The organism is Paraburkholderia azotifigens (assembly GCF_007995085.1).
Taxonomy (GTDB): domain Bacteria; phylum Pseudomonadota; class Gammaproteobacteria; order Burkholderiales; family Burkholderiaceae; genus Paraburkholderia; species Paraburkholderia azotifigens.
Map to the genome: position 1 here is coordinate 293,967 of NZ_VOQS01000001.1, position 22,899 is coordinate 316,865.

Consider the following 22,899-nt stretch of genomic DNA (forward strand, 5'->3'; position numbering starts at 1 on the left):
CTCTGCAAAAGTCCTGGCATTGACGTGAGCTTGGACTATCCTGGGATCAGGAGAATTCATGGAGTGGCGTGATGACACAACTTGGTCTTGGTCTGGATCTGTCAACGAAGCGCACCCGCAAGCGCGAGTTTCTCGATGAGATGACGCGCGTGGTGCCGTGGCAGAAGCTGATTGCGCTCATCGAACCGCACTATCCGAAAGGCAAGACCGGCCGCCCACCGTTCCCAGTCGCAACGATGTTGCGCATTCACTTCCTGCAGCAATGGTTCAGCCTCTCGGACCCGGCGATGGAGGAGGCGCTGCACGACATACCGCTGTACCGGGAGTTCGCGCTGCTGGGCACGGGTATGACGCGGCTGCCTGACGAGAGCACGATCCTGCGATTCCGGCACCTGCTTGAGGCCCATGAGCTGTCGGCCAGAATGCTGGCGACGGTCAACGAGATCCTGCAGGCGAAGGGCCTGATGCTCAAGGTGGGCTCGGCGGTCGACGCAACGCTGATTTCGGCACCCAGTTCGACGAAGAAGGCCGGCACGCGAGACCCCGAGATGAGCCAGACGCAAAAGGGCGGTAGCTGGTACTTCGGTATGAAGGCGCACATCGGAGTCGATGTGGAGTCGGGGCTGGTGCATACCGTGAAGTGCACGCCGGCGAATGTTCACGACGTCACGGTGGCGCATGAACTGTTGCACGGCGACGAGCAGGTTGCGTTTGCCGATGCGGGCTACGTGGGCATCGAGAAGCGAGGCGAAACGGGTGCCGTCCAGTGGCACGTGGCGATGAGGCCGAGCAAGCGAAGAAAGCTGGACAAAAGCAAGCGGCTCGACAGAATCTACGAGAAAGTCGAGCGGCTCAAGGCGGGCGTGCGGGCGAAGGTTGAGCACCCGTTTCGGGTGCTCAAATGTCAGTTCGGCTATCTGAAGGCGCGGTATCGGGGACTGGCGAAAAACACGGCGCAGATCGAAACGCAGTTCGCGCTGATCAATCTCTGGTTGGCTCGCGGGGTGCTCGGTAAAGCGAAATGAAGGGTGAAGACGCCCCCCAAAGGCGCAGCGTCCATGCGCAAGATGCGACCGGCATCGGTTCAACACAGCGTGAATGAGGACGCGAATTCCACTGCGCGCGTGCCAGTTAAAGATCCCAGGCAGAAAACGGGTTGTTCAGACCTTCCTAAGCAAAGAAAGCGGGCTAACCCCGCCAATCCTAGTTGTTGCCTGCGGGCCCCCAACGGGTCCCGCACTCCACACGGCAACGCGCTATTTCATACGCGTTGCCAGCGTACTAACTCACGCATCACCCGCTTCGCATGCCCGCGTCACGGACCGCGTTACCAGGAAGTCCCCGGCCGCCCAGGTGGCAAACTGTGTGTAGGCTATCGTGATGGAAGTGCACCGCTCCGGACTGAAAAGCGGGATCGGTGTCGTAGCAGCGCCAACGCGTAAGGTGCGACCGCCTACACACCGTTTGCCACCTGGGCGGCGCGGACGGTTCGCTGCCGCCGGCTGCGCTACGGGTGAGTGGAGTGGGTGACGCGCCTGTTAAAGGCGCTGGCAACATGCGTTGAAAACTGCGTTGCCGTCTGGAGTGCGGGACCCGTCGGGGGCCCGCAGGCGAACACAAGAATTAGCGGTGTGAGCGGCTTTCTTTTGCCTACTTTTCTTTGCCGCTGCAAAGAAAAGTAGGTGCCGCCCCGCACAGGGGCAACGCCTGAAGCACAGAAAGCAAAACGCGGAAGCCAACAAAAACCTCAAACAAAAAAACCGCGCAAAAAAAACCGCGCGGTTTAAAGAAATAGCGATGAGCAAAGCTCAACCACAATACACGATGCTGTACTTCTTGGTAGCAACAGGCATATGCCAGGTACCTGAGAAACCCTTGTGAAGAACAAACGCATCGCCTGCGCGATAAGTTTCGCGACGCCCATCGTCGCCAGTAATCTCGACTTCACCTTCGATCAGGACACACACTTCATGAATCGGCAGATCGGAAAGCTTCAACGTACCGGCATCGCACTGCCAGACACCGGCGGTCAAGAGATTATCGGCATCGGAAAAAGCAGTCAAAGCATGCGGCGCTTTAGCGCCATCGAGAATCACATCGGCAGGATCATGCAAAGCCGGTTGCAGCCCCGTAGCACCAGGACCCTTAGCATCGATGCGGGTGAAAGTAACATTGCTCATAACAGACAGTCTCCGGATAGTTCGAATAAGGAACCGCGAGTCTGAGCCAAAGCCGCCTGGCAATGAATTTCGATTTGGAGACATTTAGTTTGAGGGCAGTCGATGTAACGCATTGACTGAAAACTGTCCGAAACCCATAGAGGAAACATCATGCAGCACGCCACGCAGTTCTATATCGACGGCAAATGGGTCGACCCGATCGAGACGAAAACACTCGACGTGATCGACCCGTCTACAGCGCAACCATTCGCAAAAATTTCGCTCGGCAGCGAGGCCGACGTGGATCGCGCCGTCGCCGCCGCAAAGGCAGCGTTCGCCACGTATTCGGACACCACGGTGCAACAGCGCATCGATCTGCTGCAATCGATCCTCGAGGTGTATCGCAAGCGCTACGACGACATGGTCGACGCGATCAGCTGCGAAATGGGCGCGCCGAAGCAGTTCGCGCACGATGCGCAGGCATGGACGGGCACCGCCCATCTGGAGACGATGATCCGCACGCTGCAGAACTTCGAGTTCGAGCAGATGAAGGGCAGTATTCTGATCCGTAAGGAGCCCGTCGGCGTGTGCGGTCTGATCACGCCGTGGAACTGGCCCGCGTTGCAGATCACCACGAAGGTCGCGCCCGCGCTCGCGGCGGGTTGCACGATGGTGCTGAAGCCATCGGAGCTCGCACCAATGAGCGCGCTGCTCTACGCCGAGATCCTGCACGAAGCAGGCGTGCCCGCAGGCGTGTTCAATCTCGTCAATGGCGAAGGGCAGGTAGTGGGCGACGCGATGTCGCGTCACAAGGACATCGACATGATGTCGTTCACGGGCTCGACGCGCGCGGGCGTGCAGGTCGCGAAGGCCGCCGCCGATACCGTCAAGCGCGTGCACCAGGAACTCGGTGGCAAGTCGGCGAACCTGATTCTGGAGGACGCCGATCTGCGCGATGCCGTCACGCGCGGCGCGCGTGCATGCTTCGATAACAGCGGTCAATCGTGCGATGCGCCCACGCGCATGTTCGTGCCGCGTGCACGGATGGACGAAGCGCTTGGCTACGCGAAAGAAGTGGCCGATGCGCTCGTCGTTGGGCCTGCGAATGCGTCGTCGAGCGACCTCGGCCCCGTCATCAGCCAGCAGCAGTTCGAGAAGATCCAGTCGATGATCGAAGCGGGTGTGCGCGAAGGCGCGGTGCTCGCGGCAGGCGGCCCCGGGCGTCCCGAAGATGTGGGCGAGGGCTACTACGTACGCCCGACGGTGTTCGGCCATGTGACACATGACATGACCGTCGCCCGCGAAGAAATCTTCGGACCTGTGCTGTCGATCCTCGGCTACGACACGGAAGACGAAGCCGTCGCGATGGCCAACGACAGCATCTACGGTCTTGCGGGCTATGTGCAGTCGGCTTCGCTCGAACGTGCGCGCGCCGTCGCAAAGCGTCTGCGCACCGGCACGATCTATCTGAACTACGCGGAGTACACGCCGGAAGCGCCGTTTGGCGGCTATCGTCAATCGGGCAACGGGCGCGAGTACGGCGAGTTCGGTCTCGACGATTTTCTCGAGATCAAGGGGGTAGTCGGTTACGCAAGATAGGCCGTAAAACAAGGCCTAAAAAAGCAGTTCGATCGAATGAAACAGACGGCGGCGGTCGGCGTCCTGCGACCGCGCGCCTTCGTCGATCACTTCACGCAGACATTCGATAAAGCGCGCGCCCGCAGGACTGACGGGCACACCGCGGCGCGACGTGATGCTGACGATCGTTTCGTCCACCACTTCGCGCAGCGGCAACGCGCGCAGGTTCTCCTTCGCGATGTTCACCTCGACGAGCGGCCACGGAAAGATACTGAGGAAGTCCGTTTGCTGAAGCAGCCCCAGCACGATCGCGAACGAATGCGCGAGATGAATCGTATGCGGCACCTTCATTCCGCGCTTGCGGAACAGGTTGTCGGCCATCGACTCGCGGCTCGCGGGATCCCAGTTCAACACCCATTCGGCGTCCTGCAACTCGTGCAGCGTGCGGCATTCGGCAAGCGGATGCCCGCGCCGCGCGACGACGGCCGAATGTGTCGAAAAGAGCGGCACGTTATGGAATTCCGACTGAGGCGATGCAGGCGGCGGACGGCCGATCGAGAAATCGAGGCTGCCGTCGCGCAGTCGCGGCTGCACGACGGCCAATAACCCTTCGAAGAATTCCAGCTGCACGTCGGGCATGGTCTGCTTGAAGCGATTGACCGTCTCCGGCAGAAAGGTCAGCGCGAGCCACGGCGTGACGCCCACCGACAGCTTGCCCGCTGCGGCACCGCGCATCGCTTCGAGTTCGGCTTCGGCGCGCGCGAGTTGCCCCAGCACGAGCCGCGCATGCACGACGAGCGCGCGGCCATATTCAGTGAACGCCACACCTGATGTGCCGCGTATCACCAGCGGCGCGCGCAGGTCCGCTTCGAGTTCCCGCACGGACTTGGTCACGGCGGCAGGCGAGAGACCCAGCTGCCGGGCGGCGGCGCGGATGCTGCCCGTCTCCGCGATTGCGGCGAGCGTGCTGAGTTGATGCAGTTTCATGTCGGATAAATGAAGGGTGGCATCTCGAGTGGCAACTGCTGGTTGCCACCGTAACCGTTTCACGCCTGCCCGTCAAAAAAACGGTTGGCTATGCTGGGTTCACAGACACCAGATGGAGACAGCAGCGTGAACACGATGGTCATCCCCGCCGGCATCGCCGGTCTCGAAGAAGAAATGATTGCGCTGCGCCGCCGCATTCATGCGCATCCCGAGCTGGCGTACGAAGAGCACGTGACGGGCGATCTGGTCGCGGAGAAGCTCACCGAATGGGGCTACACCGTCACGCGCGGGCTCGGCAAGACGGGTGTCATCGGGCAACTGAAAGCAGGCAGCGGCACGCGCAAGCTGGGCCTGCGCGCCGACATGGACGCGCTGCCCATTCACGAACAGACGGGGCTGCCGTACGCAAGCAGGCTGCCCGGCAAGATGCACGCATGCGGCCACGACGGCCACACGGCGATGCTGCTCGCAGCAGCGAAGCATCTTGCGCAGGAGCGTTCGTTCGACGGCACGTTGAACCTGATTTTCCAGCCTGCGGAAGAGGGCCTTGCGGGCGCGAAGAAAATGATCGAAGACGGGCTGTTTGAGCGCTTCCCGTGCGACGCCGTGTTCGCGATGCACAACATGCCTGGTTTCCCGACGGGCAAGTTCGGCTTTTTGCCGGGCTCGTTCATGGCATCGTCGGATACCGTGATGATCAAGGTGCTGGGACGCGGCGGCCACGGTGCGGTACCGCACAAGGCCGTCGATCCCGTCGTCGTCTGCGCGCAGATCGTGCTCGCATTGCAGACCATCGTGTCGCGCAACGTCGGGCCGCTCGACATGGCGATCATCACGGTCGGCGCGATTCACGCGGGCGAAGCGCCCAACGTGATTCCGGAGTCGGCGGAAATGCGTCTCTCAGTGCGCGCGCTGAAACCCGAGGTGCGAAATTATCTGGAGACGCGCATTCAGGACGTGGTGCACGCGCAAGCGGCCGTGTACAACGCGCGCGCCGAGATCGACTATCAGCGGCGCTACCCTGTGCTTGTCAACGACACGCAAATGACCGCGTTCGCGACGCAGATCGCGCGCGACTGGGTCGGCGACGATGGTCTGATCGCGAACATGCAGCCGCTGACGGGCAGTGAAGACTTCGCGTTCATGCTCGAGCGATGTGCGGGCGCCTATCTGATCATCGGCAACGGGGACGGCGAGGGCGGCTGCATGGTGCACAACCCGGGCTACGATTTCAACGACGATTGCCTTGCGACGGGGGCTGCCTACTGGGTGCGTCTCGCGCAGGCGTTTCTCGTCTGACGCGTTGGGGAGACGGACATGACTTACACAGCCGCATCGACATCCACGCCGGACGACAGCGTATCGACGGGCGCCGCGCAGCCGCAGCGAGCGAGCCACGCGAAAGCGATCGCCGCGATCACGCTCGGCAACGGCCTCGAATTCTTCGACTTCACGATCTACAGCTTCTTCGCGACGATCGTCGGCAAGCTGTACTTCCCGGTGGAGGGGCAACTCACTCAACTGATGCTCGCCGTCGGCACGTTCGGTGTCGGCTTCATCATGCGACCCGTGGGCGGCGTGGTGCTTGGCGCCTATGCTGACCGCGCGGGCCGCAAGGCGGCGATGAGCCTCACGCTGTGGCTGATGACGCTCGGCTCGGCGATCATCGCGTTCGCGCCGACGTATGTGTCGATCGGGCTCGCTGCGCCTGCGCTGATCATCCTTGCGCGGCTGATTCAGGGCTTTGCGCTGGGCGGCGAGATCGGCGCATCGACGTCGCTGCTGATGGAGTACGGCAGCGACGGCACGCGCGGTTTCTACGGCAGCTGGCAGTTCGTGAGCCAGGGATTAAACACGGTGGTCGGCTCGCTGCTAGGTGTCGCACTGGCCGCGATGCTGTCGACGCATGCGCTCGAAAGCTGGGGCTGGCGCGTGCCGTTCGTGATCGGCATGGCGATGGGGCCGATCGGCGTGTATATCCGGCGGCATCTCGACGAAACGCTGCCGATGCCTGCGTCGGCTTCATCCGGTGATGCCATCGTGCTCGAAGCCGCGGCCGTTGCGAGGCCTGTGCGCGAAATTTTCGGCACGCATCTGCGTTCGATCGTGACGGGCGTGGTGACGACGATCGGCGGTACGGCGGCGAACTACATCGTGCTGTTTTATCTGTCGACGTATGCGATCAGGATTCTGCATCTGCCGATGTCGCTGGCTTTGTGGGCGTCCTGGACGGCGGCGTTCGTCACGGTGATCTGTTCGCCGTTTGCGGGTTCGTTGTCGGATCGGTATGGGCGCAAGCGCGTGCTGTGGATCTCGCGTGTGTTGTTGATTGCGGCTGTGTATCCCGCGTTTATGATTATCAATGCTGTGCCGACTGTGGCTGTACTGCTTGGTGTGGTTGCCGTGCTCGGTGTGCTCGTGGCGTTTACGGCTGTGCCTAATATCGTGATGTTGCCGGAGATGTTTCCGCGTGAGATTCGCGCGACGGGAATGTCGATTGTGTATTGCCTCGGCGTGTCGATTTTTGGCGGGTTTGCGCAGTTCTTTGCTACGTGGTTGATTCAGCTTTCCGGGAGTACGCTTGCGCCGGCCTGGTATCTGATTGGATGTGGTCTGGTTTCTCTTTTGGCTCTGCCGTTTGTTCGTGAAACTGCTGGGCGGCCTATTGATTAAGGTTCTTTTTTTGTCTGCGACCGCTGTCTTGTGCTGGCCATGTCGTTGGCATCCGCGTTTTGGCATCTGTGCTTCAGGCGTTGCCCCTGTGCGGGGCGGCACTTACTTTCTTTGCCGCCGCAAAGAAAGTAAGGGAATCTCTGCAAAAGTCCTGGCATTGACGTGGGCTTGGACTATCCTGGGATCAGGAGAATTCATGGAGTGGCGTGATGACACAACTTGGTCTTGGTCTGGATCTGTCGACGAAGCGCACTCGCAAGCGCGAGTTTCTCGATGAGATGACGCGCGTGGTGCCGTGGCAGAAGCTGATTGCGCTCATCGAACCGCACTATCCGAAAGGCAAGACCGGCCGCCCACCGTTCCCAGTCGCAACGATGTTGCGCATTCACTTCCTGCAGCAATGGTTCAGCCTCTCGGACCCGGCGATGGAGGAGGCGCTGCACGACATACCGCTGTACCGGGAGTTCGCGCTGCTGGGCACGGGTATGACGCGGCTGCCTGACGAGAGCACGATCCTGCGATTCCGGCACCTGCTTGAGGCCCATGAGCTGTCGGCCAGAATGCTGGCGACGGTCAACGAGATCCTGCAGGCGAAGGGCCTGATGCTCAAGGTGGGCTCGGCGGTCGACGCAACGCTGATTTCGGCACCCAGTTCGACGAAGAAGGCTGGCACGCGAGACCCCGAGATGAGCCAGACGCAAAAGGGCGGCAGCTGGTACTTCGGTATGAAGGCGCACATCGGAGTCGATGTGGAGTCGGGGCTGGTGCATACCGTCAAGTGCACGCCGGCAAATGTTCACGACATCACGGTGGCGCATGAACTGTTGCACGGCGACGAGCAGGTTGCGTTTGCCGATGCGGGCTACGTGGGCATCGAGAAGCGAGGCGAAACGGGTGCCGTCCAGTGGCACGTGGCGATGAGGCCGAGCAAGCGAAGAAAGCTGGACAAAAGCAAGCGGCTCGACAGAATCTACGAGAAAGTCGAGCGGCTCAAGGCGGGCGTGCGGGCGAAGGTTGAGCACCCGTTTCGGGTGCTCAAATGTCAGTTCGGCTATCTGAAGGCGCGGTATCGGGGACTGGCGAAAAACACGGCGCAGATCGAAACGCAGTTCGCGCTGATCAATCTCTGGCTGGCTCGCGGGGTGCTCGGTAAAGCGAAATGAAGGGTGAAGACGCCCCCCAAAGGCGCAGCGTCCATGCGCAAGATGCGACCGGCATCGGTTCAACACAGCGTGAATGAGGACGCGAATTCCACTCCGCGCGTGCCAGTTAGAGATCCCAGGCAGAAAACGGGTTGTTCAGACCTTCCTAAGCAAAGAAAGCGGGCTCAAACCGCGAATGCTAGTCGTTGCCTGCGGGCCCCCACGGGTCCCGCACTCCACACGGCAACGCATTTTTCCGCGCGCGTTGCCCGCGTGCTAACTGCACGCCTCACCCGCTTCGTATGCCCGCGTCACGGACCGCGTTACCAGGAAGTCCCCGGCCGCCCAGGTGGCAAACGGTGTGTAGCTTGTCGCACCTTACGCGTCGGCGCTCCTACGACACCGATCCCGCTTGTCAGTCCGGAGTGGTGCACTTCCGTCGCGACGGCCTACACACCGTTTGCCACCTGGGCGGCACAGACGGTTCGCTGCCGCTGGCTGCACTACGGGAGACTGGAGAGGGTGGTGCGCCTGTTAAAGGCGCTGGCAACGCACATGAAATAGCGTGTTGCCGTGTGGAGTGCGGGACCCGTGGGGGGCCCGCAGGCAAACACAAGGATTGGCGGTGTGAGCGGCTTTCTTTTGCCTACTTTTCTTTGCCGCTGCAAAGAAAAGTAGGTGCCGCCCCGCACAGGGGCAACGCTTGCAGCACCGATACGAAATCGCGGATGCCAGCGCAGCTAAAACCAAAAACCAGAATGTCGACTAGCGTCGCAGACAAAAAACGGCTCATTCAACCCGCTTCAACCCACCGCGATCATCACTGGCTGCAGGCTTCCCCTGCAAACGACCCGCATCCCGCGTCTCAGGCATGGCAGCCCAAACCAGCAGCACAGCAAGCGCCCCCGCACCAGCGAGCCCAAAAAAGCTAATGGCACTGCCGAACCGGTCGGCAATAAACCCGGCAACAGCCGTAGACAAAGTCGCCCCAATCCCAGCCGCGAGGCCAAACAATCCGATAGTGAGGTTGTAACGCCCCTTGCCACCCGCCACATCGGCGGCAATCAACGGCAGCATCACGCCGAACACGGCAGCGCTCAACCCGTCGAGCATCTGCACGGGCACAAGCAGATACGGGCTGCTCACGCCCGCAAACAGCAGCGCGCGCAACGGCAGCGCAGAAAACCCGAGCAGCAGGATCGGCCGGCGTCCCCAGCGTTCCGCCGTGCGTCCCACCCACGGCGACAGCATCGCGACGATCGCCTGCGGCACGATGATGCAGGCCGCGATCACCAGCTGCACGTTGTCGCCCATGCCCGCCGTCACTTCGCCTGCCGCGAGGTTCAGCATCGCCGCATTCGACAAATGGAACAGCACCACACACGCCGCGAAAATCAGCATGCGCCGGTCGCGCAGCAGTTCGAAGATCGACTCCTTCTCTTCGGCATCGTCATGCTCTTTCTTCACGGGCTCGTGCGCGGGGACGCGATGTTGCTCGGGCATCGTGATCATCGACAACGCGATCAGCGCAGGCGCCGCCAGCGCCGCCGTCAGCCAGAACACCGCGCGCGCCGAGAAGTATTCGCCGAACAGGCCCATCAGACCGGCCGCGACCGCGCTGCCGATCGACGCCCACCGCGCATTGCGCCCCAGCCGGTCGCCGAGATCCTGGCGGCCGACAAGCGCGAACGAGATCGCCGCCATCGCGGGCACGAGCATGCAGCTCGCAAAACCGTGGAAGACCTCGGCGGCCATCACGGGCAGCACGGTCGGGCTCGCCGCAAGCAGCACGGCGCTCAGAATGATCGCGATGATCGCCCAGGCGGCGGCCCCTTTCTTGTTGCGCAGCGCATCGACGGCGGCGCCGCCCGGCACCTGGCTCACCATCGCGCTGATCGTGCCGACGGAAAGGGCGAGTCCGATTTCGCCTTGCGTCCACTTGTGGGTCGCGAGGTAGGAAGCAATGAACGGCCCAAATCCCGTCTGCACGTTGGCGACGAAGAAGTTGAGCCAGTCGAGGGCGCGGAGACTGCGTGCGTTGACCATGGAACGGCTCGTCATCGTGAAGTGCGTGCGGTTGAGGCCGCCGCAGCGGACGACGAGGGGCCCGTGGCCGTCGAGGACGCGGCAACGGGTGGCGGTGCAGGAGGCGGAGCGGGTGAGACCGCGCGAATCGGCTTGTCCGTTTCGTACGATGGCGACGCCTTGATCTGCGCATCGTTGAGATCCATCAGCGGGCGCAGCGTCTTGTCTTTCGTGACGAAGCGCAACGCCGACCAGTTCGCGGCGATCGTCCGGCGATCCGCGCTGATGATGCCGCTCACGTCGAGCACGACGGCCTGCGGCTGCGCATTCGCATCGATCAGTACGTCGATCACGCGGCCCACCTTGCCGCCGTTCGGACGCTCGACATCCGCGTCCATCAGTTCCAGCTGCCCGGCGGGCACCGCGGGCGCGGCCGTGACGCCGCCCGCGAGCGGCGAGGCGAGCGAGGCCGAGGGCTTCGGACGGTTCGTCGCCGCGAGCTGGCTCGGCGGCGTCGTGATCGTGATGGGCGCGCCTTTCGCACTCGGCGTGAAGCGGAACGCGGTCCACGGAAAACCGACCTTGCGATCGCCGACGCCGAGAAAGCCCTGCAGATTGACGATCATCTGGCGCGGCGTGCCGCTCGCGTCCGCCGTCATGTCGACGGCGCGGCCGAGCACCTTGCCGTCGGACTTCTGCACCTCGCTGTCGAGCAGGCCGTGCATCGTGCTGCGATCGAGCGTGCGCGTCACGATGATGGGCGCGGGAGCCGGCGGCGGAGGAGGCGGCGCAGGCGCGGCGACGGGCGGCGGTGGCTCCGGCTTGTGCGGGCGCACGACGGGCGGACGCGGCTTCTTCGGCTCTTTGGGTTCAGGCGCCTCGGCAGGCTCTGGTTCGGAGGCGGGCTCGAGGGCGGGCACCACGAGCGGCGTCACGGTGGCTTCGGTGATGGGCGCAGGCGGCTGCTCGGTCGGTCCGAGCAGGCTGCAGCCCGACATCATGGCGGCAAGGGCCGCAAAAACGGCCAATAGCAAAAGACGGAAGGCTGGACGTAGGAAACCGCCATTCATCAAGAGGGACTCCGTGGCCAGGGCGGCGGGCCGATGCCGATGCTGTCGCAAAGAACGATCCAGTCGTTCGCGCAGGCATCGAAAGCCTCGCCGGGAATGCATTAAAGGCTAGGTTTGCCGAGAGTTTAACCCGTGACGCTGTCAGGCCCTTGTTTTGTCTGCTTTGACTGGACATGCGCGCGCCGTGCGCCACGGCTTTTCCAGCGTGGTTATGCATGCCGCAAGCGTAGGTGTTAACACCCGGGTCGGCGGCCATCGTTCCCGTGCGTCAAACGATATAAGCATTGCGACATGCGCGGCATGTTTTTATTGCGATGGGAGATATATTTCGATTCGCCTAACCTTCGCTTCAGCATAAAAAGAACGGCGCGAAAGTGTGTCGTGGACTGGTGAAAACGGAACGCGATGTCATTCGATCGTCCGACGACGGATTACCCGCCGTAACGAGGACGATGCTCACCCGTGCGCCAGACGGAAAGTTCAGGAAAGCAACATACATCCACTACTCAACGAGACGAACCTGATGACGGCGAGCCCTGCATGGGCGCCGTTTCAGCATGCTGATAAAGGAGGCACTCATCATGATGGAACCCCAGGCCCAGAGCATCGCGGAAGCCGGGAGCGAGTCGTTCGACGACACTCGCGACGGGCAGACGGCCTACAAAGCGGCCTTCATCGACCGCTTTTTCGACATCACCGCGCGCGGCAGCACGGGCCGCCAGGAAATCGTCGCCGGCATCACGACTTTTCTCGCGATGGTCTATTCCGTGTTCGTCGTGCCGGGCATGTTCGGCAAGGCGGGCTTCGACACCAGCGCGGTATTCGTGGCCGTGTGCCTGACGACGGCATTCGGCTCGCTGCTGATGGGCATCTGGGCGCGCCTGCCTATCGCCATCGGCTGCGCGATTTCGCTGACGGCCTTCACCGCGTTCGGCCTCGTGCTCGGCAAGGGCCTGCAGCCGAACGTCGCGCTCGGCGCGGTGTTCCTGATGGGCCTCGTGTTCACCGCGATCTCGGTGACGGGCGTGCGTTCGTGGATCCTGCGCAATCTGCCCGCAGGCGTCGCGCATGGCACGGGTATCGGCATCGGGCTCTTTCTGCTGCTGATCGCGGCGAACGACGTCGGTCTCGTCGTGAAGAATCCGGGGCCGGGGCTGCCCGTTACGCTCGGTCACATCACGTCGCTGCCCGTGCTGATGTCGGTGGGCGGACTCGCTGCCATCTTCGGTCTCGTGCGTCGTCGCGTGCCGGGCTCGATCCTGATCGTGATCGTCGCGATCTCGGCACTCGCGCTGCTGCTCGACCCCGCCGTCGCGTTTCATGGCGTGTTCGCGCTGCCGTCGTTGAGCGCGCCGGGCCATGCGTCGCTGATCGGCGCGATGGACATCAAGGGCGCGCTGTCGTTCGCCGTGCTGCCGAGCGTGCTGGCACTCGTGATGACGGCCGTGTTCGACGCGACGGGCACGATCCGCGCGGTCGCGGGGCAGGCGGGCCAGCTCGACGAGAACGGCCGCATCATCAACGGCGGCCGCGCGCTGACGGCCGACTCGCTCAGCTCGATTTTCTCGGGCTTCATGGGCGGCGCACCGGCAGCGGCGTATATCGAATCGACGGTCGGCGTCGCGGCAGGCGCGAAGACGGGTTTGGCTGCCGCGGTCGTCGGTCTGCTGTTCCTCGTCGTGATGTTCTTCTCGCCGCTCGCCGCGCTCGTGCCTTCGTATGCGACGGCGCCCGCGTTGATGTACGTCGGCCTGCTGATGCTGTCCAGCGTGAGCAAGCTGCATATGGACGACATGGTCGATTCGATGTCCGGTCTCGTGTGCGCGGTGTTCATCGTGCTGACGGCGAACATCGTGACGGGCATCATGCTTGGCTTCTGCACGCTGGTGATCGGCCGTGTCGTGAGCGGCGAATGGCGCAAGCTGAATGTCGGCACCGTCGCCATCGCGATCGTGCTGGCTGTGTTCTATCTCGGCGGGTGGGCGATCTGATATCGCCGATGTCTGCGGCTCGCAACGCGAATCAAAAGTAAAAAGCGGCCGCAGACAAATCGATTCTTGACATCGCGGTCGCGGGTTCTACACTTAACCCCATGGTTAAGTTTCAGGATGCCGCGCTCGACCGCACGTTCGCCGCGCTCGCCGACCCGACGCGGCGTGCGTTGCTGGCGCGTCTGGCCGCTCGCCAGGATCTCTCCGTCTCTGAACTGGCCGAGCCGTTTTCGATGTCTTTGCCGGCCGTCATGAAGCATCTCGACGTGCTTTCGGACGCAGGCCTCATCACGCGCACGAAGACGGGGCGCACGGTGGCGTGCCGTCTCGCGGCCGCGCCGATGGAGCAGGCCATGGCGTGGCTGCAGCACTATCGGCAGTTCTGGACGGAAGCGCTCGATCAACTGGCCGCCTACGTGGAGGAAACCGCATGTCCGCCCGCCCCAGTCTCACGCTCCAGCGACATATCAGCGCGACCCCGGAAGAAGTCTTCAGCGCGTGGACGGATCCGCAGCAGGTCGTGAAGTGGCTGCATCCGGGCGGCTGCGACGTGGTGCTGTCGGAGATGGAATTGAAAGTGGGCGGGCGCTTTCACATGGTCATGCACGCACTCGATGGCGAAATGCACGACGTGAGCGGCGTGTTCCGCGAAGTCGTCATCAACGAAAAACTCGTCTACACATGGGCGTTTCGTTCGACGCCGGAACGTGAGTCCGTCGTCACGTTTTCGCTGAAGGCCGATGGCGTGGGGACGTGGCTCACGCTCACGCATGAACAGTTCTTCGACGAAGCGGCGCGCGACTCGCATCGCGGCGGATGGGCGGAAGCGCTGGAAGGGCTCGGACGCTATTTCTCATGACGACCGCGCCGGCTTGCAACGTGCAAGCGGACGGCGCAACGGGAGGAACCGATGGAAGAGCACACGATCGTCTCACACGAAGCATGGCTGGCCGCGCAGCGCGCGCATCTCGCGGAAGAAAAAGCCTTCACGCGCGCACGCGATTCGCTCGCGAAGAAGCGCCGCGCGCTGCCGTGGACGAAGATCGACAAGACCTACACGTTCGACACGCACGAAGGCAGCAAGACGCTCGCCGATCTGTTCGCGGGACGCAGTCAGCTGATCGTCTATCACTTCATGTTCGGGCCGCAGTGGGAGCAGGGGTGTCCGGGTTGCTCGTTCCTGTCCGATCACATCGACGGCGCGCTCGTGCATCTCGCGCATCGCGACGTGACGTACGTGGCCGTCTCGCGTGCGCCGCTCGAGAAAATCGACGCGTACCGCAAACGCATGGGCTGGCGCTTCCCGTGGGTCTCGTCGTTCGGCAGCGATTTCAATTTCGACTTCAACGTGTCGTTCACGCGGGAGCAGGAAGCGGCAGGCAAGGTCGAGTACAACTTCGAGACGCAGGACTACGCGTGCGACGAACTGCCCGGCATGAGTGTGTTCTACCGGAACGATAAAGGCGAAATCTTCCGCACGTTCGCATCGTTTGCGCGCGGCGGCGAGCCGCTGATCGGCACGTATACGCTGCTCGATTATTTGCCGAAGGGCCGCGACGAAGACGAGAACAAGATGATGGGCTGGCTGCGCCGTCACGACAGCTACGAGGATGGCGCAACGGGCGCGACGCTGACGGAGAACGGGCAGGGCGCGGGCGCCTGCTGTGATGAAGCGGCGCAGAAGTGACGATCCGATTGACCGGGCGCGGAAGCGCGTCGTTCGGGCCTGCGTTTAAAGCGCCATTTCGAACGCAGGCCTGAGAAACTGTTCGATGCCCATCACGATGAGCCCCATCGCGCCCGATGCGAGCGTCAACGTGCCGTACTCGTCATAGCGCGAGTCGTACAGGCACGCGATCACGAAGAGGATCGCGAGCAGGTTGGTCAGCCAGTCGAAATTGAGAGCAAGCAGCATTGAATGATCCGGGCTCGAGCCGATAGATCGGGTTCGTCATGAACCTGATCCAGCATCGCCGATTCTAGCGACGCGAGCTTACGGATACGCAACAGCCGAGCTTACAGCGTGTGCGCCAACCCACCCTCACATACTGACCGCACGCGCGTGCGTCAGGCCTGCCTGATCATGTCGTGCTCGATCCACTCGATCACCGACGTGCGTGTCGGCTGCCAGCCGAGCAGGGTGCGCGCGCCGCTGCCGCGCACGCGGCTGTTCGAGCCGAGTCCATACGACGCCATTTCATAGCCCCATTCGCCGATCGCCTGATCGAGCGGCCAGTCCTGCGCGGGGCCGAGATGCATCGCCTTCGCGATCGCATCCGTCATCTCGCGAAACGACGCCTCGCCGCTTTCGACGAAATAGAACGTGCCGGCAGGGCTTTTCTCGAGCGCGAGCCGGTAAAGCTCCACGACGTCGTCGATGAACACGTTCGACCAGATGTTGCCGCCGCTGCCCACGTGCCGAACGATGCCGCTCTTTTCCGCCTGGCGCACGAGGCGCGGCAGCTGCACGCTCGCGCTGCCTTCTACGGCGCCATGCCCGTAAATCAGCGTGTTGCACAGCACCGACGAACGGATGCCGCGCTTCGCTGCGTCGAGCACGAGGTTGTCGATCGCGACGCGCGCTGCCTTGTCGGCTGTCGGCTCGGGCAGTGCGTCTTCCGTATAGATCTTCGCTTCGCCGCGCTCGCCGCCCGACGCATCGCCGACGATGCTCGAACCGCTCGTATGCAGAAACGGCTTGTTCGAGCCTGCGAGCGCGTCGATCAGCGCTTGAACGGCGCCGCGATGATCGCTGCTCGCCGCGTTGATGACGGCGTCGGCGGCCTTCGCCTGTGCGATCAGCAGGTCGCGGTCGTCGAGCGTGCCGACGACGGGTTCGATGCCGAGGCGCTTCAGTTCGGCCGCGTGCTCCGGATTGCGGATCAGGCCCGTCACGCGATGGCCCGCGCGCACGAGACCCGCTGCAATCGATCCGCCGATAAAGCCGCTCGCGCCAGTGATGAAAATGTTCAAGACGATCTCCTTCGCTAGAGAAAACTTCGATGACGTCAGTATGGCGGCGGGGGAGTCTTGCAAAAACCGCGTCAGTCTCAAATCAATCTTGATCTGGAATCAAGAATCGACACGCGGTGCGCGGCATGAGGGGCACGCCGGACCGGGTTTTTGTCCGCTTGCCAAGCGGAAAATTGGACGTGTATATACAAGTTGTCGGCTAGCATCGGCGTGACATCGCTGAAGCCGGCCTCGTGGAAGCGGCGGCCCGGGCGCTCGAGAAACTGCCAGAACCATGCCAACCGGCGCGCCCCGCCTAATGGAAACCCCCTACGCTCAGCCATCAAATTTGAGTTGTATATACAAGCTGACGCCGCTACACTTTCTCCAAATTGTATAGACAGGAACTCACATCATGATCCTTACGCCCGGCTCCCTGACTCTGACCCAACTGCGCCAGATCGCACGCGAACAGGTCACCCTCGAACTCGATCCCGCAAGCTTCGCCGCCATCGACGCCTGCGCTCAAGCCGTCGCGGACATTGCCGCGAAGGGCGAGCCGGCGTACGGCATCAACACGGGCTTCGGCCGCCTCGCGAGCACGCATATTCCGCATGACCAGCTCGAACTGCTGCAGCGCAATCTGGTGCTCTCGCATGCCGTCGGCGTGGGCGAGCCGATGTCGCCGCCCGTCGTGCGTCTCTTGATGGCGCTCAAGCTGTCGAGCCTCGGCCGCGGACACTCGGGCATTCGCCGCGAAGTGATGGAAGCGCTCATCAAGCTGTTCAACGCGGACGTGCTGCCCGTGATTCCCGTGAAGGGCTCTGTCGGCGCATCGGGCGACCTCGCGCCGCTCGCGCATATGTCGGCCGTGCTGCTCGGCGTCGGCGAAGTGTTCGCGAAGGGCGAGCGCGTCGCGGCGACGGAAGGTCTGCGTCTCGTCGGCCTGAAGCCGATGACGCTGCAGGCGAAGGAAGGCCTCGCGCTGCTGAACGGCACGCAGGCGTCGACGGCGCTCGCGCTCTACAACATGTTCGCGATCGAAGACCTGTACCGCACGGGTCTCGTCGCGGGCGCACTGTCCGTCGATGCCGCAGCCGGTTCCGTCAAGCCGTTCGATGCGCGCATCCACGAACTGCGCGGTCATCAAGGCCAGTTGGATGCCGCTGCGTCGTATCGCACGCTGCTCGACGGTTCGGCCATCAATCTGTCGCACCGCGATTGCGGCAAGGTGCAGGACCCGTACAGCCTGCGCTGCCAGCCGCAAGTGATGGGCGCGTGCCTCGACCAGATGCGTGCCGCCGCGCAGGTGCTGCTCGTCGAAGCGAACGCCGTGTCGGACAACCCGCTGATCTTCCCGGATACGGGCGAAGTGCTGTCGGGCGGCAACTTCCACGCCGAGCCTGTCGCGTTCGCCGCCGACAACCTCGCGCTCGCCGCTTCGGAAATCGGCGCGCTCGCCGAACGCCGCATCGCGCTCCTGATCGACGCGACGCTGTCGGGCCTGCCGCCGTTCCTCGTCAAGGATGGCGGCGTGAACTCGGGGTTCATGATCGCGCACGTCACGGCGGCAGCGCTCGCATCGGAGAACAAGACGCTGGCGCATCCGGCTTCCGTCGATTCGCTGCCCACGTCGGCGAACCAGGAAGACCACGTGTCGATGGCGACATTCGCGGCGCGCAAGCTTGCCGACATCGCCGACAACACCGCCAACATCCTGTCGATCGAACTGCTGGCCGCCGCGCAGGGCGTCGATCTGCGTGCGCCGCACAAGACGAGCCCCGCGTTGCAGAAGGTGATGAATACCGTGCGCGCAGAAGTGGCGCACTACGAGCTCGATCATTACTTCGCGCCCGACATCGCCGCGATCACGAAGCTCGTCCAGGACGGCACGATCGCGAAGCACAGCCCGTTCTCGTTCGTTTCCGAGCAACGTTAAATTCATCTGCGAGAGCGGCAGCGCGAGAGAGACATGCCCAGCATGAACGCACCGGCCTATCAGGGAATCAAGGACTTCATCCTCGCCCGCATTCACGCGGGCGAATGGAGCGAAGGCCACCAGGTTCCATCGGAAAACGAGCTTGCGCGCGAGTTCAACGTCGCGCGCATGACGGTCAACCGCGCGTTGCGCGAGCTGACGGCCGAGCAGGTGCTCACGCGCGTTCAGGGCTCGGGCACGTTCGTCGCGCGGCCGAAGTACGAATCGACGCTGGTCGCGATTCGCAGCATTTCGGATGAGATCGTCGCGCGCGGTCATCGCTATCAGGCGAACGTGCTGCACGTGGGCGCCGCAATCGCCGACGACGAACTCGCCGCCGAAATGCAGGTGAGCGCGGGCAGCCCGATCTTTCATTCGCGCGTGCTGCACTTCGAGAACGACGAGCCTGTCCAGCTCGAAGAGCGCTGGGTCAATCCCGCCGTCGCGCCCGAATACGCGTTGCAGGACTTCACCAACACGACGCCTAACCAGTACCTCGTGCGCGTCGCGCCGCTGCAGCGCGTCGAGTACCGCATCGAAGCATCCGCGCCGGACGCCGACAACCGTCGGCTTCTGACGATGGACGACGCCGAACCTTGCCTCGTGCTGCACCGTCGCACGTGGTCCCAGGGAGTGGTCGCTTCGGTGGCCAATCTCTGGCACCCCGGCAACCGCTACCGGTTCACCGGCCACTTCTGATCTCTGATTTCGTTTGAGTTCACGTTCTATCTACGACTTCGCTTCCGAGGGCATCATGAACAACCCGAAACACATCGACCCGCGTCTCGACCCGTCCCGCACGATCCGCGCACCGCGCGGCAGCGAAAAAACCTGCAAGACCTGGATCGCGGAAGCCGCGTACCGGATGATCCAGAACAACCTGGACCCGGAAGTAGCGGAGCATCCGCACGCGCTCGTCGTGTACGGCGGCATCGGCCGTGCCGCGCGCAACTGGGATTGCTTCGACCAGATTCTCGCGTCGCTGAAGGACCTCGAAGAGAACGAGACGCTGCTGGTTCAATCGGGCAAGCCTGTCGGCGTGTTCCGCACGCATGCCGACGCGCCGCGCGTGCTGCTCGCGAACTCGAACCTCGTGCCGCACTGGGCGAACTGGGATCACTTTCATGAGCTCGACCGCAAGGGCCTGATGATGTACGGCCAGATGACGGCGGGCAGCTGGATCTACATCGGTTCGCAAGGCATCGTACAGGGCACGTATGAGACGTTCTTCTCGGTCGCGAACCAGCACTTCAACGGCGATCCGAAGGGCCGCTGGATCCTGACGGGCGGCCTCGGCGGCATGGGCGGCGCGCAGCCGCTCGCCGCGACGATGGCGGGCTTCTCGATGATCGCCGTCGAATGCGACGAGACGCGCATCGACTTCCGTCTGAAGACGCGTTACGTCGACAAGAAGGCGAAGACGCTCGATGAAGCACTCGCGATGATCGACGAAGCAAAGAAGACGGGCAACCCGGTTTCGATCGGCCTGCTCGGCAACGCCGCCGACGTGTTCGCGGAACTGGTTGCGCGCAACATCACGCCGGACTGCGTGACGGACCAGACCAGCGCGCACGATCCCATTCACGGTTATCTGCCGCAAGGCTGGAACATCGAAGACTGGCGCGAGCGTCAGAAGACGGACCCGCAGAGCATCGTGACGCCTGCGAAGCAGTCGATGGCCAGGCAGGTGCAGGCGATGCTGACGCTGCAGGAACGCGGCGCGGCGACGCTCGACTACGGCAACAACATCCGTCAGATGGCGCTGGAAATGGGCGTGCAGAACGCGTTCGATTTCCCCGGCTTCGTGCCCGCGTACATCCGGCCGCTCTTCTGCGAAGGCAAGGGCCCGTTCCGCTGGGTCGCGCTGTCGGGCGATCCCGAAGACATCTACAAGACGGACGCGAAGGTCAAGGAACTGATCCCCGACGATCCGCATCTGCACAACTGGCTCGACATGGCGCGCGAACGCATCGCGTTCCAGGGCTTGCCGGCGCGTATCTGCTGGGTCGGCGTAAAGGATCGCTATCGTCTGGGCCAGGCGTTCAACGAGATGGTGAAGAAGGGTGAGCTGAAGGCGCCCATCGTGATCGGCCGCGATCACCTCGATACGGGTTCGGTGGCGAGCCCGAATCGCGAGACGGAATCGATGAAGGACGGCTCGGATGCCGTCAGCGACTGGCCGCTGCTCAACGCACTGCTGAACACGGCAGGCGGCGCATCGTGGGTGTCGCTGCATCATGGCGGCGGTGTCGGCATGGGCTTCTCGCAGCACTCGGGCGTCGTGATCGTCGCCGATGGCTCGGACGCCGCGCACGAGCGCCTCGGCCGCGTGCTCTTCAACGATCCCGCGACGGGCGTGATGCGTCACGCGGACGCCGGCTACGAACTCGCGCAGCAGACGGCGCGCGAAGCCGGTCTCAAGCTGCCGATGCTGGGCCGCTGAGCGTGAGCACGAGTTTGACCACGCTTACGCTCATTCGTGGCGCGGATCTCGTGGCGTCGCCGTGGAAGAACGGCGGCGGCGTCACGCGCGAAGTCGCCGCGTTTCCCGCCGGCGCGGCACTCGATGCATTCGTGTGGCGCGTGAGCGTCGCCGACGTCGCGCGGGCCGGTCCGTTCTCGCGTTTCGCGGGTATCGACCGGACGCTCGCGTTGTTGTCGGGCGCCGGCATGCTGCTCGATGAAGCGGACGGTGTCACGCATGCGCTGCGCGAGCCGTTGGATATCGCGCGTTTCGCGGGCGAGACCGCGATCGATGCGCGGCTCGTCGACGGCGCGACGCGCGACTTCAATCTGATGGTGCGGTGCGGTGCGGCGACGGGCGAGGTCGACGTGTGGCGCGATGCTCGACACACACAACTCGACGCCGACGTCGTGCTGCTGTTCTGCGCGCAAGGCGAGTTGCGCGTCACGACAGGCGGCGGCGCCGAGGCAACGGCAACGACAACGACGACGACAACGACGCTCATGATGAACGACACCTTGCGCATCGACGACGCACGCGCGCTGTCATGCGAGGTCGAAGGAACGGGCGCATTGCTCGCCGTCACTATCCGCTACACGGAACCATCGCAAGCCTGAACGCTTGCTCTCAACACAGACAGCCCTGCCATGAAGCAAACCGTCTGGAACCATCTGAAGCTCTGCGCGCAGGGCGATCCCGATCAAACGATCGACGACGCCGCGATCGCCGTCGAGAATGGCCGCATCGCGTGGCTCGGCGCCGCGCGCGAACTGCCCGCGCACTACGCCGCGTGGCCGCGCGAAGATCTCGGCGGCGCGTGGGTGACGCCGGGTCTCGTCGATTGCCATACGCATCTCGTGTACGGCGGCCAGCGCGCCGACGAGTTCGCGCAGCGCCTCGCGGGCGTCAGCTATGAAGAGATCGCGAAGCAGGGCGGCGGAATCGTCTCGACGGTGCGCGCGACGCGTGCCGCCGACGAAGCGTCGCTGTTCGCGCAATCGGCCGCGCGCCTCGAAGCGATGCTTGCCGAAGGCGTCACGGCCATCGAAATCAAATCCGGCTACGGGCTCGATCTGCAAAGCGAGCGCAAGATGCTGCGTGTCGCGCGGCAACTCGGCGAACGTTATCCCGTGACCGTGTACACGACGTTTCTCGGCGCGCATGCGCTGCCGCCGGAGTTCGCGGGCCGCGCCGACGACTACATCGATGAAGTGTGCGAGCGCATGTTGCCCGCGCTCGCGGACGAAGGACTCGTCGATGCCGTCGATGTGTTTTGCGAGCGCATCGGCTTTTCGCTCGAACAGAGCGAGCGCGTTTTTCATGCGGCGGCGCGTCACCGGTTGCCTGTGAAGATGCACGCGGAGCAACTGTCGAACGCGGGCGGCACGGCGCTCGCGGCGCGGCATCGCGCGCTGTCGGCGGATCACCTGGAGTTTCTCGACGAAGCGGGCGTCGCCGCGATGAAGGAAGCGGGCACCGTCGCCGTGCTGTTGCCGGGCGCGTTCTACTTCATCCGCGAAACGCAGTTGCCGCCCATCGACCTGCTGCGGCGCTACGGCGTGCCCATCGCGATTTCGACGGACAGCAATCCGGGCACGTCGCCCGCGACGTCGTTGCCGCTGATGATGAACATGGCCACCACGCTGTTCCGCATGACGGTGCCCGAAGTGCTGCAAGGCGTGACGCGCCACGCGGCGCAGGCGCTCGGCAAGGCGGACACGCATGGCTCGCTCGCCGTGGGCCGCGCCGCCGACTTTGCGGTGTGGTCGGTGCAGTCGCTCGCGGAACTCGCATACTGGATCGGGCGGCCGCTGTGCGAACGCGTCGTGCGCGGCGGCGAGACGGTCTATCTGCGTCGCGCCCGATGAGCGCGGCTCGAA

19 protein-coding genes and 1 pseudogene are annotated in these 22,899 nt (G+C 63.5%); 14 read left to right on the top strand and 6 right to left on the bottom strand.

The window, feature by feature from the left end; genetic code table 11:
* The first annotated feature begins 71 nt into the window (after nt 1-71).
* Nucleotides 72-1,025, top strand: coding sequence for an IS5 family transposase (locus tag FRZ40_RS01370; protein WP_147233054.1), 954 nt, complete (start codon nt 72-74; stop codon nt 1,023-1,025).
* Nucleotides 1,026-1,808: 783 nt separating this feature from the next.
* Here the strand turns inward: FRZ40_RS01370 and FRZ40_RS01375 are convergent.
* On the bottom strand, nt 1,809-2,180 hold the full coding sequence (locus tag FRZ40_RS01375) for a cupin domain-containing protein (protein ID WP_147233055.1): 372 nt from the start codon (nt 2,178-2,180) through the stop codon (nt 1,809-1,811).
* 150 nt (nt 2,181-2,330) lie between these two features.
* Here FRZ40_RS01375 and FRZ40_RS01380 point away from each other — a divergent pair, with 150 nt between their 5' ends.
* Nucleotides 2,331-3,758 carry an aldehyde dehydrogenase family protein gene (locus tag FRZ40_RS01380; RefSeq protein WP_147233056.1) on the top strand — a complete coding sequence of 476 codons (1,428 nt, stop codon included), beginning with the start codon at nt 2,331-2,333 and terminating at the stop codon, nt 3,756-3,758.
* A gap of 15 nt (nt 3,759-3,773) precedes the next feature.
* Here FRZ40_RS01380 and FRZ40_RS01385 read toward each other — a convergent pair whose 3' ends face one another.
* Nucleotides 3,774-4,724, bottom strand: coding sequence for a LysR substrate-binding domain-containing protein (locus FRZ40_RS01385; RefSeq protein ID WP_028368690.1), 951 nt, complete (start codon nt 4,722-4,724; stop codon nt 3,774-3,776).
* Between the two features lie 126 nt (nt 4,725-4,850).
* On the opposite strand from FRZ40_RS01385, the gene FRZ40_RS01390 reads away from it, so the two are divergent.
* The 3 genes from FRZ40_RS01390 (at nt 4,851) to FRZ40_RS01400 (ending at nt 8,560) form a co-directional block, all read left to right on the top strand.
* Complete coding sequence (locus FRZ40_RS01390; protein ID WP_147233057.1) at nt 4,851-6,023, top strand: M20 aminoacylase family protein; 1,173 nt, start codon at nt 4,851-4,853, stop codon at nt 6,021-6,023.
* A gap of 18 nt (nt 6,024-6,041) precedes the next feature.
* Nucleotides 6,042-7,397, top strand: coding sequence for an MFS transporter (locus tag FRZ40_RS01395; RefSeq protein ID WP_147233058.1), 1,356 nt, complete (start codon nt 6,042-6,044; stop codon nt 7,395-7,397).
* Nucleotides 7,398-7,606: 209 nt separating this feature from the next.
* Nucleotides 7,607-8,560 (top strand): IS5 family transposase, encoded by a 954-nt coding sequence (locus tag FRZ40_RS01400; RefSeq protein WP_147233059.1) that lies wholly within the window; start codon nt 7,607-7,609, stop codon nt 8,558-8,560.
* Between the two features lie 768 nt (nt 8,561-9,328).
* On the opposite strand, the gene FRZ40_RS01405 is transcribed toward FRZ40_RS01400, so the two are convergent.
* Both FRZ40_RS01405 and FRZ40_RS01410 read right to left on the bottom strand, forming a co-directional pair.
* The gene (locus FRZ40_RS01405; RefSeq protein WP_147233060.1) at nt 9,329-10,600 is read right to left on the bottom strand and encodes an MFS transporter; all 1,272 of its coding nucleotides are present in this window, start codon (nt 10,598-10,600) and stop codon (nt 9,329-9,331) included.
* On the bottom strand, nt 10,597-11,634 hold the full coding sequence (locus tag FRZ40_RS01410) for a PRC-barrel domain-containing protein (protein ID WP_147233061.1): 1,038 nt from the start codon (nt 11,632-11,634) through the stop codon (nt 10,597-10,599). Before FRZ40_RS01410 ends, FRZ40_RS01405 begins: the two co-directional genes overlap by 4 nt.
* 674 nt (nt 11,635-12,308) lie before the next feature.
* On the opposite strand from FRZ40_RS01410, the pseudogene FRZ40_RS01415 reads away from it, so the two are divergent.
* From FRZ40_RS01415 to FRZ40_RS01430, 4 genes and pseudogenes are all read left to right on the top strand, one after another.
* A pseudogene (locus tag FRZ40_RS01415) lies at nt 12,309-13,625 on the top strand (NCS2 family permease); the annotation flags it as partial.
* Nucleotides 13,626-13,726: 101 nt separating this feature from the next.
* A complete protein-coding gene (locus FRZ40_RS01420) occupies nt 13,727-14,149 on the top strand; it encodes an ArsR/SmtB family transcription factor (RefSeq protein WP_028370550.1) in 423 nt (140 codons plus the stop codon).
* A complete protein-coding gene (locus FRZ40_RS01425; protein WP_147233063.1) occupies nt 14,056-14,484 on the top strand; it encodes an SRPBCC family protein in 429 nt (142 codons plus the stop codon). Before FRZ40_RS01420 ends, FRZ40_RS01425 begins: the two co-directional genes overlap by 94 nt.
* A 51-nt stretch (nt 14,485-14,535) precedes the next feature.
* Nucleotides 14,536-15,312: a DUF899 domain-containing protein gene (locus tag FRZ40_RS01430; RefSeq protein WP_147233064.1), complete on the top strand. Its 777-nt coding sequence runs from the start codon at nt 14,536-14,538 to the stop codon at nt 15,310-15,312.
* Nucleotides 15,313-15,357: 45 nt separating this feature from the next.
* Here the strand turns inward: FRZ40_RS01430 and FRZ40_RS01435 are convergent, their stop codons facing one another.
* On the bottom strand, nt 15,358-15,540 hold the full coding sequence (locus FRZ40_RS01435; RefSeq protein WP_028370547.1) for a hypothetical protein: 183 nt from the start codon (nt 15,538-15,540) through the stop codon (nt 15,358-15,360).
* Between the two features lie 152 nt (nt 15,541-15,692).
* The gene (locus FRZ40_RS01440) at nt 15,693-16,598 is read right to left on the bottom strand and encodes an NAD-dependent epimerase/dehydratase family protein (protein ID WP_147233065.1); all 906 of its coding nucleotides are present in this window, start codon (nt 16,596-16,598) and stop codon (nt 15,693-15,695) included.
* A gap of 394 nt (nt 16,599-16,992) precedes the next feature.
* Here FRZ40_RS01440 and hutH point away from each other — a divergent pair, with 394 nt between their 5' ends.
* Genes hutH through hutI form a run of 5 tightly spaced genes read left to right on the top strand, consistent with a single transcriptional unit; the run spans nt 16,993 to nt 22,887 of the window.
* Nucleotides 16,993-18,516, top strand: a complete 1,524-nt coding sequence (hutH, locus tag FRZ40_RS01445; RefSeq protein WP_035543778.1) for a histidine ammonia-lyase — start codon at nt 16,993-16,995, stop codon at nt 18,514-18,516.
* A 42-nt stretch (nt 18,517-18,558) separates the two neighbouring features.
* Nucleotides 18,559-19,254, top strand: a complete 696-nt coding sequence (gene hutC, locus FRZ40_RS01450) for a histidine utilization repressor (protein ID WP_028370544.1) — start codon at nt 18,559-18,561, stop codon at nt 19,252-19,254.
* Nucleotides 19,255-19,309: 55 nt separating this feature from the next.
* Entirely contained in the window at nt 19,310-20,998 is a 1,689-nt protein-coding gene (gene hutU, locus FRZ40_RS01455; protein WP_147233066.1) for a urocanate hydratase, read from the top strand.
* Between the two features lie 14 nt (nt 20,999-21,012).
* Nucleotides 21,013-21,636 carry a HutD/Ves family protein gene (locus FRZ40_RS01460; RefSeq protein WP_240057053.1) on the top strand — a complete coding sequence of 208 codons (624 nt, stop codon included), beginning with the start codon at nt 21,013-21,015 and terminating at the stop codon, nt 21,634-21,636.
* Between the two features lie 30 nt (nt 21,637-21,666).
* Nucleotides 21,667-22,887 carry an imidazolonepropionase gene (gene hutI / locus FRZ40_RS01465; RefSeq protein ID WP_147233068.1) on the top strand — a complete coding sequence of 407 codons (1,221 nt, stop codon included), beginning with the start codon at nt 21,667-21,669 and terminating at the stop codon, nt 22,885-22,887.
* Nucleotides 22,888-22,899: the final 12 nt, after the last annotated feature.